This is a genomic window from Streptomyces sp. NBC_00038 (assembly GCF_026343635.1).
Lineage (GTDB): Bacteria > Actinomycetota > Actinomycetes > Streptomycetales > Streptomycetaceae > Streptomyces.
Window position 1 is genome coordinate 8,086,948 of the sequence record NZ_JAPELQ010000001.1, and the last position, 14,376, is coordinate 8,101,323.

Sequence of the window (14,376 nt, forward strand, 5' to 3'; positions counted from 1 at the left end):
AAGCGCCGGGCGGTCCTAGGAAGCCTTCTTCATGGCCTTCGAACGATCGTCCGGTGTCACCGGCTTCGGCTCCGCGTGCGGTGCGCATGCCGCGCGCCGTACCGGGAGCCTGCCCTCCAGGAGATAGGCGTCCAGGTAGCCGTTGACGCACTGGTTGGGCCCGCCCCCGATCCCGTGCGTCCCGGCGCCGTTCTCGGTCACCAGGACCGAGCCGGACAGCCGCCGGTGCAGCGCCACCGCACCCTCGTACGGAGTCGCGGCGTCCCGTTCGGCCGCCAGGATCAGGGTCGGCGGCAGCGCTCCCGGCAGCGTCCGCACGTCCAGGGGCTTCTGCCGCGGCACGGGCCAGTAGGCGCAGGGCAGGTTCATCCACACGTTGTCCCAGGTTTCGAACGGCGCCTTGCGCGCGAGTCGCGTGTTGTCGCGGTCCCAGGTGCGCCAGTCGGTCGGCCAGGGCGCGTCGTTGCACTCGACGGCCGTGTAGACCGCGTTTCCGTTCTCCTGCTCGGCGGCCGCCTCCGGATACGGTCCGGCCTGCTCGATCAGTGGCTTGGGGTCGCCCTTCAGATACGCGGACAGCGCCTGGGCGCGGTGCGGCCAGTAGTCGTCGTAGTACCCGGCCTGGAGGAACGCGCCCTGCAACTGTCCGGGCCCCACCTTGCCGCCCGCGGGCGAGGCAGCGAGCCGGGCCTTCGCCTTCTCGTAGCTGCGCAGCACCTCTTCGGGCGTGGCGCCGAGCCCGTACACCTCGTCGTGCCGGGCGATCCAGGCGCGGAAGTCCGCCCAGCGGATCTCGAACGCGGCGGACTGGTCGAGGTTGTTCTGGTACCAGATCTGGTCGGGGTCGGGGTTCACCGCCGAGTCGAAGACCATCCGGCGTACGTGCGAGGGGAAGAGCGTCGCGTAGAGGGCGCCGAAGTACGTGCCGTACGAGGCGCCCATGAAGGTCAGCCTCCGCTCGCCGAGCGCGGCGCGCAGTACGTCGAGGTCGCGGGCGTTGTTGAGCGAGGTGTAGTGCTGGACGGCCTTGCCGGAGCGCTTGAGGCAGCCGCGCGCGAACGCCTTCGCCTCCGCGATCCGCTCCTTCTTGTACGACTCCGAAGGGAACGTCGGCGACTGCGTGGGCCCCTTCACCAGCCGCTTCGGGTCCTGGCAGGACAGCGGGGCGCTGCGGCCAACCCCGCGCGGGGCGTAGCCGACGAGGTCGTACGCCGCCCCGAGGCGCTTCCACTCCGGGAGGAAGCCGATCAGCGGGAAGTACATGCTGGAGGCGCCGGGGCCACCGGGGTTGTAGACCAGGGCGCCCTGGCGCGGGACCTTCCGCTTCGAATTCTTCGCGTCCTTGCCGGTGGCCTTCACGCGGCTGACGGTCAGCTTGATCTGCTTGCCGTCGGGGTGGGCGTAGTCGAGGGGCACCTTGACCGTGCCGCACCGGACATGGTCGGGGAGGTCCTCCTCCTTGGAGCAGGTGCCGAAGCGGACACCGGCGGCCGCCGCGCGCTCGGCGGCGACGGCGGTGCCGCGTGTGTCGGCCCCGGGCCCGAGGAGATCGCCCGGCCGGCGTGGTTCGCCCCCCGCGGGGACGGTGACGAGGGCGGACAGGAGCAAGGATCCTGCGGTTCCGTAGAGGACGGCAGCTCTCATCGCGTTTCCCTTCGGCGCACGGCAGCGACAAAGGGGATGTTTCGTTCGGCGGTTGGTGAAGTAAAGGACCGGGCGGCAGTGTCGGCTCCAATGACCCCGATGCGCCCCCTGGCGCGCCTGTCAGCCCCTTCGTCCCGGGGTTCCGTCGCGGTGGGTGAAGGCCGCCCGCAGGTCCGGTTCGCCGATCGCACGGATGCCGCGTACGGCGACGGAGGTGAGGTACGTACGGTCGTCGCCCGTGCCGTCGGGGTGCCGGGCGAGAGTGCCGAGCAGGCGCTGTCCGGCCGGCGACGCCCAGCGCGAGTAGGGGTGCACCTCGATGCGGGCGATCGCGAGACAGCTCAGTGTGAGGGTGAGCGGGAGCGCGAACCAGACGGCGACCGGCACCTCGTACTCGCTCGTCTGCGCCTGAGAGGGCAACAGCAGCGCCACGGCACCCAGGACGAGCACCGCCGCCGCGGCGGCCTGGACCTGGCGGACGGCCCCGGCCACGGTGCCGCGCTCGCCGTCGGGCACGGCCAGGCCCGCGGCGACCAGGCGGTCCGCGAGACGGCGTACCGAATCCGCGGCGGCCGCGCTCGCCCGCACGGGCGCTATCCGGGACTGGCCCTCCGGGCCGATCGCCCCGATGACCGAACGCTCCATCTCGTCGTGACCACGCGGGTCCACGACGGTCGCCCAGCCCGTGTGCGCGAGCAGCAGACGGTGCTGGCGGGCCATCGACACCAGGGTCAGCTCGGCGACCCGGGCCGGGCCGCCGGACAGGAACGCCGCCTCGTACAGCGTGAGGCCGTGGTCGCGGGCAGCCTTCGCGTCGACGGCCGCCGTGCGGACGGCGGCGAGGCACAGCCGGGTGCAGGAGGTGCCGGCCGCGGCCCAGGCCAGGAGCAGGAGAAGTACCCAGAACATGGCGTTTTTCTATGCGATGGGCCGGGCGAGCGCCATGCCTTATTCACATGATGGACGGAGCGTTGGCGGTATGTGATGTTCCGCTCCCCGTTCATGCGACTAAGGAGTTGGGGACGAGTTGGCGCGTGAGGCGGCCGGGGGAAGGGTGAAGCCCGGGGACGGGGTCACCGGAATCGGCGACTCCGGGGACCCGGTGGGCGCGGGCAGGGCCGGGGAGTTGGTGATCGGGGGCGGGGCGGCGGTGGCCGCGTCCTCGGCGAGGGCGTCGAAGTCGACGTATCCGGTGGCTTCCAGGACCTTGATGTGGTCGAGCACGGTGGTGTTCGCGTCGTCGGCGAGGTCGCGTACGAGGGAGTTGCGGGTGTTCGCGCGGACCTGGGCGACGAGGGAGAAAACCTTGCCGTGGGCCTTGCGGAGGATGTTCGCGAACTCGCGGTCGTAGTCCACGCCCTGCGCCCCGTCGAGCGTGGTCAGCCACGCGCGCTGCTGCTCGCTGGGCTGGTTGGGCAGCTCCAGGCCGAGTCGCGCGGCGACATTGCGGACCCGGGCGTCCAGGAACGTGTGGCCCTCGATGAGATGCGCGCCCGCGGTCCGTACCGCCACCGTGGTGCCGCGTTCCTGGGCCTGCTGGCCCGCGGGCAGTTCCCAGAGCCCGGCCAGCCGGACCTTGGTGATGAACTCCCGGTCCAGTGCCGAGAGCGGGCCGAACTGCGTCGACACGGTCTCGGCGTTCAAGGTGTCCAGGCCGGTTCCGGAGCGGTCCTCGTACGACCAGATCGGGATGGCCAGGGCGACCAGGGTGGCCGTGAGGCCCGTGACGATGAGCCCTGTTCCACTGACCAATCCGGTGCGGTTGATGGATCGCATGGTGCCTCCTGTTGCGGCACCGCACATGAGTGCGTTCCGCGTGCGGATTGGCATGCTACTGCGGGTGCTGTGCCAACTGCCGTACGGGAAAACAGGGTTGAGGGGTGGGTGGAACGCGCTGGATGTGGTGGTTCGGGCATGCGTCAGACCGTCCCGAAGGCGTGCAAACAGGGCGTGCACATCACCTTCACAGAAGGCCGTGTTAACCCGCGCACACTCCGCGGCGGTGCGGGGCTGCCGCGCGCGTGCTCAGCGGCGCAGCAGCACCCGGCGAGTGGCGCGGGCGAGGCGGGCGGCGGGGTGGCCCGACAGCGGGGCCGGACCCGAGCGCTCCAGCCACCAGTCGCGCAGCCGCCTGCGCGTCTCCGCGTCCTCGGGGCGGCCCGCGAGGAGCAGGTGCTCGGCGAAGTCCAGGGCGTCGCGCCGGTATCCGCCGGTCATCGGATGTCCCTGCGCGTACGCGAGGAACGCCGGCCGGTACCCCTCCGCCAGGATCTGCGGCAGCTCCTCCGCCACCTTCGCCACGACGTCCGCCCGCTTGGCGGCCAGCGCCCGCGCCTGCACCCCGAGCCGTACCCGGTCGAACCCCTCGGGCACGGGGGTTCCCCCGACGAGGGCGGAGAGCAGCGCGGTCTGTGCGAGGGCCAGACGCTGGCGGGCGGGATCGGTGTTGATGTCGGCGCCGGTGTCGGCGGCGGTTTCGCGAGGGGCGACCGGCTCCGGGAGTGAGCTCTTGGGGGCCTGGGCCCCCGCCCGCTCCAGCGTTCCCCGAATCGCCACCAACTCCCGCTCCAGCTCCCCGGGCTCCGGGAAGTTCTCGTCCCGTTCCAGGAGGACACCCGGCGGCGTCACCCGGGAAGCGAGGTCGGAGAGGATGTCGAGGACCGGCTGCGGGACGGGGTGGGCGTGGCTGTCGTGCCAGACGCCGTCCCGTTCGAAGCCGCCGGCGACATGGACGTAGGCGATGGCTTCGACGGGGAGTTCGTCGAGTGCCTTGGCCGGGTCCTCGCCCCGGTTGACGTGGTTCGTGTGGAGGTTGGCGACGTCTATGAGGAGGCGTACGCCGGTGCGGTCGACCAGGTCGTAGAGGAACTGGCCCTCCGACATCTCCTCGCCGGGCCAGGAGATCAGCGCGGCGATGTTCTCCACCGCGAGGGGAACGGGCAGCGCGTCCTGCGCGATACGGATGTTCTCGCACAGGACGTCCAGCGCGTCCCGGGTGCGCGGGACCGGCAGCAGGTGCCCGGCTTCAAGGAGCGGCGAGGCGGTCAACGGCCCGCCGGCCCGTACGAACGCGATGTGCTCCGTGACGAGCGGCGAGCCCAGCGCCTCGGCCCGCTCAGCCAGGGCCGTGAGGCGTGCCGCGTCGGGACGGTCCGCGCCGCCCAGGCCGAGGGAGACGCCGTGCGGGATCACCGTGACCCCGCGTTCACGCAGGCGCAGCAGTGACTCCGGGAGATGGCCGGGGCAGAGGTTCTCGGCCACGGCCTCGACCCAGTCGATGCCCGGCATGCGCTCCACGGCGTTCGCGATCTCCGGCCGCCATCCGATGCCCGTCCCCAGTCGCTCCATCGTCCCCTCCTCCACTCCGCCTGCACGGCTTCACCTGGATCGGCTGTGTCGTCTCCTTTGACGGACCGACGTTCCGGCGTGACGGAGGTATGGCCCCGGCGTCCGGGTCCGAACCTCGCACTCATCACCTTCAGAGCAACATTTGAGGTTCGGATCCGGGGCGCGGGGCCCTACGTGAGCGGCTATCCCAGCACGCCGTCCGAGTCCACCGGATCCGGCCGGGCGGTGTTCACGGTGCCCGGCGGGGCGGGCGAGGGCGAGGACGTGGTCGAGACGTCGCCGGTCGCCTGAGCGGCCGGTGCCGAGGGTGCCACCTGGCCGGGCACCGGTGCCGCGGGGCCGGTCGGGCTGGCGGTGGAGGTGGCCACCGCTGCGTTCGCGATGGCGTCGAAGTCGACCTTCCCGGTCTTCTCCAGCATCGTGATGTGGTCGAGCACGGTCTGGTTGGCGTCCGAGGCCAGCTGGCGTACCAGGGTGTTCCGCGTGGTGTTCCGGACGGCGCCGATGGCCGGGAAGATGCTTCCGTGCGCGGCCCGCAACAGGTTCACGAACTTGTACTCGTAGTCCGCGCCGGTCGCCGCGGTCATCTCCTTGAGCCAGCCGGTCTGCAGGTCGTTCGGCTGGTTCGGCAGTGCGACGCCGAGCTGGGCCGCGACGATCCGCACCCGCTTGTCGAGGTCGGTGTGGCCGACGATGAGGTGGTCGGCGACCTCCTTTATCGCCTCGGAGGGCGCGCGTTCGAGCGCCTGCTGTCCCGCCGGCAGCTCCCACAGACCGGCCAGCCGCACGCGGACGATCAGATCGCGGTCCTGGGCGGTCAGCGGACCCCAGCGGGTGTTCACGGTGCCTGCCGCCACATTCGCCTGTCCGGTGCCTGAGCGGTCGGCGTACGACCACACGGGGAACGCGAGCGCGCCGACTGTGGCGACGAGTGCCGCCATGACGAGGGCGGTACCGTTGATACGCCGCACAATGAGCCTCCCGGGAAACCAACTGGTCGTTGGGTATCTGTACTTGGCCAGCGTCAGGAGGTACGTGCGGGGCGGATGTGTTGTTCAGCCTCCACTCAAACCTCTTTGCGATCGGATGTTCGGCTCGACCCTCGTCCGCCCGGCAGCGGCCACTTCTCCGGGGCGCGTCCCAGCAGGCGCAGCGCCTCTTCCAGGGGGCCCGCCCCGACCGGTACGTCGAGCACCGGCGCGAAGGCGAATCCCGGACCCCGGCCCGCCGGATCCGTCGGGACCAGCCGCGCGACGGCCACCGCCGCATCCAGGACGTGCCCCGGGAGGTCGAGTCCGACGCCGAGCGTGGCGGCCACGTCCCACGCGTGCACCACGTAGTCGATGAAGTGAAAGCCGACGGCCATCCGCCCGGGAAACGCGCCCCCGAGCTCCGGCAGCACGAACTCCCGCCCGGCGGCCCCCGGTTCGGCGAACGCGGCGAGCACCGCCGTCGCCGCTCCCCGGTACGTCCGCCCCGGCTCGCTCATGTCCTCCGGCTCCCGCCAGTACGCCGCCACGCTCCCCGCTCCTCGCGCGGCCGCCGCGAACCCGTGGTGCTGCGCGGCCATGTGCGCCACCAGCTGCCGCAGGGTCCACCCCGCACAGGGCGTGTCCCGTTCCCAGTCCGCCTCCTGTGCCAGCTCCACGACCCTGAGCGACTCGTGTACGGCGATCCGGTCGAGGGCGACGATGTCCAGTGCTGCCGATGTCATGCGGTGGGCCCTCCGGAGATCAGGTGGTGCGCGTGCGCCCACGTCTCCGCCGCGTCGAACCGGGCGGTCTCCCAGTCCGCCGACCGCAGCACTCCATGGCCGCGGTACGCGCGCACGATCCGTATGTGGTCGGGCCGGCCGACGAACTCCTTGAGCCGTGCCTCGTCGGCCCAGACGGCCACGGAGCCCGAGCGCCGCTGCAATGGATCGGCCCACAGCCACATGCCGATCGCGCCCGGGGTCCTGGGCCAGGTCCGGCGGAGCCGGAGCCCGTCGAGGGCGACGGACCACGATCGCCGGAAAGTGTCGGAGGTGAAGTCGGTGAAGCTCACCACCGCGGGTCCGCGATGGGCGTCCGCGTCGGGGCCGGGCTGCCAGGGCGAGCGAAGGATCGTTTGGCGTCGCATGGCCCGAGCATAAAACTAAGCGAACGGTCGTGCTACTTGTTTCGCGCACTCGCATGAAGGGCAATTGCCCGCCGGATCAAGGGACTTCGGCCAGACCCTCAGGGAACTTCGGGAACCCGGGACGGATCCGTCGCCGCGATACGCAGCCGGGAGGCGATGGCGACGCGGGCCCTTCGGTAGGCGGTCGTCTCGTCGTGCAGGACGGAGACGACGTTGGCCGTCTCCATCAACGCGACGAGTTCGAAGGCGAGTTGGGGGGCGTCCGTGCCGGGGTGGAGGTCGCCGAGTTCGCATGCCTCCGCGATGGTGCGCTCCACGTGGTCCGTCCAGTCCCGCTGGGCGCGTACGACCGCGTCGTGCACCGGGCCGGGCCGGGCGTCGAACTCGGCGACGACCTCGTAGAAGAAGCAGCCGCCCGGGAAGACGCGGCCCTGGGAGTAGTCGAGCCAGAGCGTGCACAGCCGCCAGAGGCGGGCGATCCCTGCCGGGGTCTCGGCCGCGGGCCGGACGATCCGCTCGACGTAGACGCGTGCGGCCTCCCGTACGGTCGCGAGCTGGAGCTCCTGCTTGGAACCGAAGAGCGCGAAGACCCCGCTCTTGCTGAGTTCGAGCTCGGTGGCCAGCCGGCCGACGGACAGCGCTTCGAGTCCCTCGACCGAGGCGATGTCCACGGTGCGGCGGAGCACCAACTGCCGCGTACGGTTGCCGCGTTCGACCCTGCCGTCCAGCCGGGTCCCGGCCATGGTGACCTCCGCATACGTCGTGAACGTGCCGCAAGCGTAGCCGCGGCGCGCGGGCTGTCGCCGTGGCGGTTGCTCGGGGCGGTCACTCGTGGCGCAGCGCCGGATGGTCCGCGACCACCGTGTACGACCCCGGCGCGATCTCCGTGAAGCCCGCGTCGCGGACCAACGGGAGCCCGGAGACGGTGAGTTCACGCCAGCGGGCCGGGTCCGCGGTACGGACGGTGAGCGGGAAGCCGGCGTCGCGCCAGGCCGCGCGCTCCTCGTCCGACAGTTCCCACCAGGCGAGTTGGGCGCCGTGGCCCGCCTGCGCCATCGTCTTGCCCGCCGACATGTCGAGGTCCGGGTTGAGCCACAGCACCGGCGCCGTCAGGTCGGCGTCCATCGGCGGCTCGGGGTCTTCGAGGTCGGTGCCGGAGACCTGGAGCTTGGCGAGTTCCTTGGGCCAGCCGTCCAGCGGGACCGGCGGGAAGACGCGCACCTCGGCGGACTTCCCGGTCACCGTGATCCCCGGCAGCGCCTCGGCCCGCCGCCACTCGGCGCCGCGCGCCCGCCGGACGACCTTGCGGATCCTGGCGTCCTGCCAGTCATGGATCGCCTGCGCCCACTCGCCGGCGCTCTCGCCGTCCCCGAGCGACCGCTCGTCGCTGAGGATGGTCAGCACGGCGCGGGCCGCGGTCTCCAGCGCGTCGGTACGGGCCGGGGGAGCCGCCTTCTCGATGCGCACGACCAGAGGCAGCACGTACTGCGGTGCCTCGTCGCGCGCGGTGCGCTCGGAACGGAAGGGGCTGTTGCCGTTGGGGGTCGGCTCGACTGCGGTGGGGTCGCTGCTCACGCCCTCCAGTCTGCCAGGCCGAAGATCGGTTCTTCTGCGAGCGCCCGTACGGCGACGCGAGGATGCCCCCATGAACGGTGATCTGCAGCTGACACGCGTCGGTTGACGTCACGGGCTCCGCGGCCGCTGGGTGCTGCGCGGCGTCGACCTCGATGTGACCCCCGGCACCCTGGTCCGCGTGGATGGCATGGCCGCTGCTGCGCTCGCCGGGCCGCGCGGTCCCCGCGATGCTGCTCGCGGCGCCAATCGTGCTGGTGACCTCGGGCTCACCGGCCCAGGCGGTGCTCACCGACCTGATCACCGGCTCGCGGGCGGGCAGGGTCCCCGTGCCGCTACTGCCGCCGCTGGCCGCCGCCGGGCTACTCACGGCGGGTGCGCTCGCCGGGGCCTGCGCGCTCACCACCCGCCGGTCAGCCTGAACACGCGGTGCGCTGCGCCTCCTGCCACTCGCAGACGGGGCACAGCGTGATCCCCTTGTGCGACTCCGGATACTCCGTAGGCTTCCGGCACAGCACGCACTCGGCGAACGGCGGCCCGTCGGTCGAGGCGGCGGTGGGTGGCAAGGGCGCCGGGTCCGCCTCGGCGCCGCAGTAGTCGCTCATGGTTCCAGCGTAAGGCGGACCACGGGACCGCCTACCGGTGGCGGCCCGCCGCCCCGATCAGCTCCGACACCTTCACGAAGCGGTACCCCTTCTTCCGCAGCTCGGGAACGATCGTCCGCACCGCCTCCTCGGTCGCCGGAGCCGCACTCCGCGTGCAGTGCATGACGACGACGGACCCGGGCCGCACCCCCTCCAGCACCTGCTGGGCCACGGCGTCGGCATCCGTTGCGAACGCGTCCCCGCTGACGACGTCCCACTGCACCGCGGTCACCCCGGCCGCGCTCAGCGTCCGCAGCGCCCGCTGGTCGTAACACCCGCCCGGGAAACGGAAGTACGGCATCGCACGGGGAACCCCCGCCTTCTTGAAGGCGGCGAACGCCCGCTCCACATCCGACCGCATCCGGTCCTCGGGAACGGTCGGCAGCCCGTAGCAGTCGTCCGTGAAGGCGTAGTGGCTGTACGAGTGATTGGCGACCTCGAAGAGCGGGTCCCGCCCGATGGCCCTGGCCTCCTGCGGGTACTCGTCCGCCCAGCGCCCCGTCATGAACACGGTGGCCGGCACCTTGTGCGCGCGCAGCGTCGAGATCAGCCGCGGATTGTCGAAGTGCTCCCCGGCCGCCGCCCGCGCCCCCTGATCGGCGGTCATGTCCGCGTCGAAGGTCAGCGCGACGGTCTTGTCCCGCGTCCGCGGGCCGTTCTTGAAGACGGGGGTCAGCCCGGCGGGGCCCGGGGCGAGTGTCGGGGGTTTCGAGGGCACGGCGCCGGTCGGCGCGGGGTGCGCTTGGCGGGCGGCGTGCGGGGTGTTCGGGGCCCCGCAGGCGGCGAGCGCTGCGCCCAGGGCGCAGGCTGCGGCGATTCGTCGTACAGGAATGGTCACCGCGTGAAGATAAGCGGGTAAATGCGACTAATGGTCCATCGCGCGCTGACGTCCGGCGAATACGGCGGCGAAGTCACCCGCCCAGGCGAGCGACGGACGAGGTCTCCACCTCGTGGAGACTCAGCCGTCCTTCAGCAGCCGCCTCCGGCTCTCCTCCACATCGAAGTCCGCCTTCGGGTACTGCGGGTCAAGGGCCTCAAGGTGCTCCAGGAGGAGCTTGCTGACCGCCCAGTTCCGGTACCACTTGCGGTCGGCGGGCGTCCTTCTTGGCGTCCTTCCTCGGCACCGCGTGCCCCTTCCGGCCGTGTCTCTCGATGGTGCGGCGGAGGGCGGTGGGCCGCTACTCGCCTCGAAGTACGGGATTCTGGTCGATCAGGTCGGTGCTGTGGGCGTCGATCAGCATGCCGATGCGGCGCAGGATCTCGGCGGCGGGCTGGGCGTCGAGGCGGCGGCCGTCGCGCAGGCGCAGGGCGACCTGGTCGTCGGCCGCCTCCCTGGGGCCGATCACCGCCTGGTACGGGACGAGGCGGGCGGCGCGGACGCGGGCGCCCAGGGTGCCCTGCTCGGGGCCGGCCAGGTGGGCCCGGAGTCCCCGGTCGAGGCAGCGTCGTACCAGGTGAGCGGCCTGGTCGACCTCGGCGTCGGAGACGGGGAGGGCCACCAGCTGGGTGGGTGCGAGCCAGGCAGGGAAGGCGCCGCCGTGCACCTCGACGAGGTGGGCGACGGCCCGTTCCAGGCTGCCGATGACGCTGCGGTGGACCATGACCGGCCGGTGTCCCGCCCCGTCGGGGCCGATGTAGCGCAGGTTGAAACGCTCGGGCTGGTGGAAGTCGACCTGGACGGTGGAGAGGGTGGACTCCCGGCCCGCCGGGTCGGCGATCTGGACGTCGATCTTGGGGCCGTAGAACGCGGCCTCGCCCTCGACGGCCTCGTACTCCACACCGGAACGGTCGAGAACCTCGCGGAGCAGCACGGCCGACCGCCGCCACACCTCGGCGTCGGCGACGTACTTCCCGCCCGGGCCCGGCAGGGAGAGCCGGTAGCGCGCCGCGCGGATGCCGAGCGCGGCGTACGCCCTGCGGATCAGCTCCAGTGCCGCGTGGGCCTCTTCGGCGACCTGGTCCGGGGTGCAGAAGATGTGCGCGTCGTTGAGCTGGATGGCGCGTACGCGGGTGAGTCCGCCGAGCACGCCGGACAGCTCGGCGCGGTACATGCCGCCCAACTCGGCCATGCGGAGCGGAAGTTCGCGGTAGCTGTGCGAGCGGGAGCGGTAGATCAGGGCGTGGTGGGGACACAGGCTCGGCCGCAGGACCACCTGCTCGCCGCCGAGTTCCATGGGCGGGAACATGTCCTCGCCGTAGTGGGACCAGTGCCCCGAGATCTCGTACAACTCCCGTTTGCCCAACACCGGTGAGTACACGTGCTGATAGCCCGCCCGCCGCTCGGCGTCCCGCACGTACTCCTCCAGCGCATGACGTACGGTCGCGCCGTCGGGCAGCCAGTACGGCAGGCCCGCGCCCATCAACGGGTCGGTGTCGAACAGGTCCAGTTCACGGCCGAGTCGGCGGTGGTCGTGCATGGCGGTCTCCTCGATCGAGGGTGGGCGAGTGACCACACGGCGAAGCCCCGGGGCAACTCGCCCCGGGGCTTCGGACTCAGTCAGCAGTCAGCGCGCCGGGACACTCTCCGGCGTCGTCGTGTTCTTGGCGGCACGCTTCATGAGGGCGACGCTAGCAGCGGGTCGCCGGGGCCCGCGAGGCAATTTGCCCGCGGGCATCAGCACATCCAGCGGGGCGCTCAGTTGCGCCAAGGCCCCGTCACCGCGAACGTCGTCCCGGGCGTATAGCAGTTCACGTACATCGTCTCGCCGTCCGGCGAGAACGTGACGCCCGCGAACTCGCCCCACTCGGGAGCCTGAGGGGTGCCGATGTTCTGGGCGCCGCGGGCCATGGCGTACACCTCGCCCTTGCGGGTCACGCCGTACACATGCTGCGCACCGTTGCCGTCCTCGCACACCATGAGGCCGCCGCTCGGTGCGAGGCAGATGTTGTCCGGGGACTCGCCGGGGAGCTGCACGTCGGTGTCCGGACCGAAGACGATCACGAGCGTGAGGCGGCGGGCCGAGGGGTCGTAGCGCCAGATCTGGCCGAAGTGGTCCGCGGCCGAACCCTCCGCGCTGTGCGCGAAGGACGAGACGAAGTACACGGACTTTCCGCCCCAGTAGCAGCCCTCCAGTTTCTGGGCGTGCGTGATGCCCTTCGGCCCGAAGTCCTGGAGCCGGATGGGGGTTTGGGCCGCGAGCGGGTCAGGCACGTCCACCCACTCGATGCCGTCGAAGCTCGCTCCGGTCTCCTGGATGGAGGAGAGGTCCGGTACGCCGGGGACGCGCATCGCCTGGAGTCTGCCTCCCGCACGCAGTGAACCGATGTCGCCCTCAGGCTTGTTGGGGAGGAAGCGGTAGAAGAGGCCGAAGGGTGTGAGGAACGCGTCCTCGGTCTCGTAGACGATGCCCCGCCACGGGTCGACGGCGATCGCCTCGTGCTGGAAGCGGCCCATCGCCGTGAGCGGGACGGCCCCCGTGCGACGGGGATTCACCGGGTCGACCTCGAAGATGAATCCGTGGTCCTTGGTGTAGCCGTTGGTGCCCGCCTTGTCCTCGGTCTCCTCGCAGGTCAGCCAGGTGCCCCAAGGGGTGGGCCCGCCCGCGCAGTTGACCGCGGTTCCGGCGATGGCGACCCGTTCGGAGAGGACACGGTTGCGGCCGTCCAGGGTCAGCGCCGTACAGCCGCCCTTGCCCATCGGGTCGTAGGTCAGGCCTTCGATCGTCGGGACCGGGATCCTGCCGGTGTTGCGGTTCTCGTGGTTGCGGACCAGGTGGACGCGGCCGTGTCTGCCCGCGAAGGCCGACATGCCGTCGTGGTTGCTGGGCACCAGGCCTTCCCCGGAGCGGAGCTGGTCGCCCTCGCGGGACAGCACCCGGTAGCGGAAACCTTCCGGCAGGTCGAGCAGTCCGTTCGGGTCGGGGACCAGGGGGCCGTACCCGCTGTGGCCGAGGCCCTGCGCGGCGGCGGTGCCCGCGAAGAGCTCGCCGAGATTTCCGGCGAAGGCGATCGACGCGCCCAACACCCCTGTGCGGGCCAGTATCTGACGTCGTGTCGCGGAGCGAACGTTTTCAGGCATGGGGCAACCTTCCTGTTGGCGGACAGGACTGTGACCCGCCTGTGTGTATCACGGGGGCGAGGCGGCCGGAACCACGCGCGTAGCACGTCTCACAAGTCGGCTTCGGGGATCCCTGACTCGATCTCGGGCTTGTCAGCCTCGATCTCAGCCTTGACGTCAGCCTCGACCGCGACCTCTGGCTTCTCGGACCTCGGGTGTGCCGCCTGCTCAACCGCCGGCGGCCCCTGTTGCGCCCGTTCCAGGAACCGGAGCAGCTCCACCGGGAAGGGCAGTACGAGCGTGGAGTTCTTCTCGGCCGCGACCGCCACCACCGTCTGCAGCAGCCGCAGTTGGAGCGCGGCGGGCTGCTCGGACATCACCCCGGCGGCCTCCGCCAGCTTCTTCGACGCCTGCAACTCCGCGTCGGCGTTGATGATCCGGGCGCGGCGCTCACGGTCGGCCTCGGCCTGCCGGGCCATCGACCGTTTCATCGTCTCCGGCAGGGACACGTCCTTGATCTCGACGCGGTCGATCTGCACACCCCAGCCCATCGCCGGGCTGTCGATCATCAACTCCAGGCCCTGGTTGAGCTTTTCGCGGTTGGAGAGGAGATCGTCGAGATCGCTCTTGCCGATGATCGAGCGCAGTGACGTCTGTGCCATCTGCGAGACCGCGAAGCGGTAGTCCTCGACCTGGATGACGGCGTCGGCGGCGTCGATCACCTTGAAGTAGATGACGGCGTCCACCCGGACCGTGACGTTGTCCCTGGTGATGCCGTCCTGCGCCGGCACCGGCATCGTCACGATCTGCATATTGACCTTGTGCAGCTTGTCGACGCCCGGGACGATCATGGTGAACCCCGGCGCGCGCACGGCTCCCGCGAGCCGCCCGAGCCGGAGGACCACGCCTCGCTCGTACTGCTTGATGACCCGGGCCGCCGCCGCGACGTACACCACCCCGGCGGAAGCGACTGCCGCGCCTGCGACCAGCAGCTCCTCGAGCATTGCGACCCCCTTTCGAGCCGCCCAGTATGACCAATATGTCCACTGT

The 14,376-nt window shown here is 71.2% G+C and carries 15 protein-coding genes and 2 pseudogenes; 2 read left to right on the top strand and 15 right to left on the bottom strand.

Translation table 11 applies throughout. The annotated features are described in order from the left end of the window. Positions 1 to 15: 15 nt before the first annotated feature. From OG219_RS36435 to OG219_RS36475, 9 genes are all read right to left on the bottom strand, one after another. Positions 16 to 1,644, bottom strand: a complete 1,629-nt coding sequence (locus OG219_RS36435) for an alpha/beta hydrolase (RefSeq protein ID WP_266833814.1) — start codon at positions 1,642 to 1,644, stop codon at positions 16 to 18. A 120-nt stretch (positions 1,645 to 1,764) separates the two neighbouring features. Then, positions 1,765 to 2,553 carry a TIGR04222 domain-containing membrane protein gene (locus OG219_RS36440; RefSeq protein WP_266833816.1) on the bottom strand — a complete coding sequence of 263 codons (789 nt, stop codon included), beginning with the start codon at positions 2,551 to 2,553 and terminating at the stop codon, positions 1,765 to 1,767. A gap of 99 nt (positions 2,554 to 2,652) precedes the next feature. Next, positions 2,653 to 3,420, bottom strand: a complete 768-nt coding sequence (locus tag OG219_RS36445) for a DUF4142 domain-containing protein (protein WP_266833818.1) — start codon at positions 3,418 to 3,420, stop codon at positions 2,653 to 2,655. A gap of 249 nt (positions 3,421 to 3,669) precedes the next feature. After that, a complete protein-coding gene (locus OG219_RS36450) occupies positions 3,670 to 4,992 on the bottom strand; it encodes a DUF692 domain-containing protein (protein WP_266833820.1) in 1,323 nt (440 codons plus the stop codon). A gap of 182 nt (positions 4,993 to 5,174) precedes the next feature. Next, positions 5,175 to 5,963 carry a DUF4142 domain-containing protein gene (locus OG219_RS36455; RefSeq protein ID WP_266833822.1) on the bottom strand — a complete coding sequence of 263 codons (789 nt, stop codon included), beginning with the start codon at positions 5,961 to 5,963 and terminating at the stop codon, positions 5,175 to 5,177. A gap of 95 nt (positions 5,964 to 6,058) precedes the next feature. Then, positions 6,059 to 6,706 (bottom strand): TIGR03086 family metal-binding protein, encoded by a 648-nt coding sequence (locus OG219_RS36460; protein ID WP_266833824.1) that lies wholly within the window; start codon positions 6,704 to 6,706, stop codon positions 6,059 to 6,061. Then, the gene (locus OG219_RS36465; protein ID WP_266833826.1) at positions 6,703 to 7,113 is read right to left on the bottom strand and encodes a hypothetical protein; all 411 of its coding nucleotides are present in this window, start codon (positions 7,111 to 7,113) and stop codon (positions 6,703 to 6,705) included. The genes OG219_RS36460 and OG219_RS36465 overlap by 4 nt, the downstream gene beginning before the upstream one ends. A 98-nt stretch (positions 7,114 to 7,211) precedes the next feature. Beyond that, positions 7,212 to 7,856 carry a TetR/AcrR family transcriptional regulator gene (locus OG219_RS36470; RefSeq protein WP_266833828.1) on the bottom strand — a complete coding sequence of 215 codons (645 nt, stop codon included), beginning with the start codon at positions 7,854 to 7,856 and terminating at the stop codon, positions 7,212 to 7,214. Positions 7,857 to 7,938: 82 nt separating this feature from the next. Then, entirely contained in the window at positions 7,939 to 8,688 is a 750-nt protein-coding gene (locus tag OG219_RS36475) for an aminoacyl-tRNA hydrolase (protein WP_266833830.1), read from the bottom strand. 70 nt (positions 8,689 to 8,758) lie between these two features. Here OG219_RS36475 and OG219_RS36480 point away from each other — a divergent pair. Both OG219_RS36480 and OG219_RS36485 read left to right on the top strand, forming a co-directional pair. Further along, positions 8,759 to 8,875: pseudogene (locus tag OG219_RS36480) on the top strand (ABC transporter ATP-binding protein); the annotation flags it as partial. Continuing rightward, positions 8,871 to 9,107 (top strand): hypothetical protein, encoded by a 237-nt coding sequence (locus tag OG219_RS36485; RefSeq protein WP_266836437.1) that lies wholly within the window; start codon positions 8,871 to 8,873, stop codon positions 9,105 to 9,107. The pseudogene OG219_RS36480 and the gene OG219_RS36485, both read left to right, overlap by 5 nt. Here the strand turns inward: OG219_RS36485 and OG219_RS36490 are convergent. The 6 genes and pseudogenes from OG219_RS36490 to OG219_RS36515 all read right to left on the bottom strand — a co-directional run bounded on the left by OG219_RS36490 (position 9,099) and on the right by OG219_RS36515 (position 14,330). Continuing rightward, the gene (locus OG219_RS36490; protein WP_266833832.1) at positions 9,099 to 9,290 is read right to left on the bottom strand and encodes a hypothetical protein; all 192 of its coding nucleotides are present in this window, start codon (positions 9,288 to 9,290) and stop codon (positions 9,099 to 9,101) included. The genes OG219_RS36485 and OG219_RS36490 overlap by 9 nt on opposite strands. Positions 9,291 to 9,321: 31 nt before the next feature. Continuing rightward, complete coding sequence (locus OG219_RS36495; RefSeq protein ID WP_266833834.1) at positions 9,322 to 10,167, bottom strand: polysaccharide deacetylase family protein; 846 nt, start codon at positions 10,165 to 10,167, stop codon at positions 9,322 to 9,324. Between the two features lie 120 nt (positions 10,168 to 10,287). Then, a pseudogene (locus tag OG219_RS36500) lies at positions 10,288 to 10,425 on the bottom strand (polyphosphate kinase 2 family protein); the annotation flags it as partial. A gap of 82 nt (positions 10,426 to 10,507) precedes the next feature. Further along, positions 10,508 to 11,761: a threonine--tRNA ligase gene (thrS, locus tag OG219_RS36505; protein ID WP_323183365.1), complete on the bottom strand. Its 1,254-nt coding sequence runs from the start codon at positions 11,759 to 11,761 to the stop codon at positions 10,508 to 10,510. Between the two features lie 203 nt (positions 11,762 to 11,964). Then, on the bottom strand, positions 11,965 to 13,347 hold the full coding sequence (locus tag OG219_RS36510) for a PhoX family protein (protein WP_266833838.1): 1,383 nt from the start codon (positions 13,345 to 13,347) through the stop codon (positions 11,965 to 11,967). Positions 13,348 to 13,436: 89 nt separating this feature from the next. Then, a complete protein-coding gene (locus OG219_RS36515; RefSeq protein WP_266833840.1) occupies positions 13,437 to 14,330 on the bottom strand; it encodes a slipin family protein in 894 nt (297 codons plus the stop codon). Between the last annotated feature and the right edge of the window lie 46 nt (positions 14,331 to 14,376).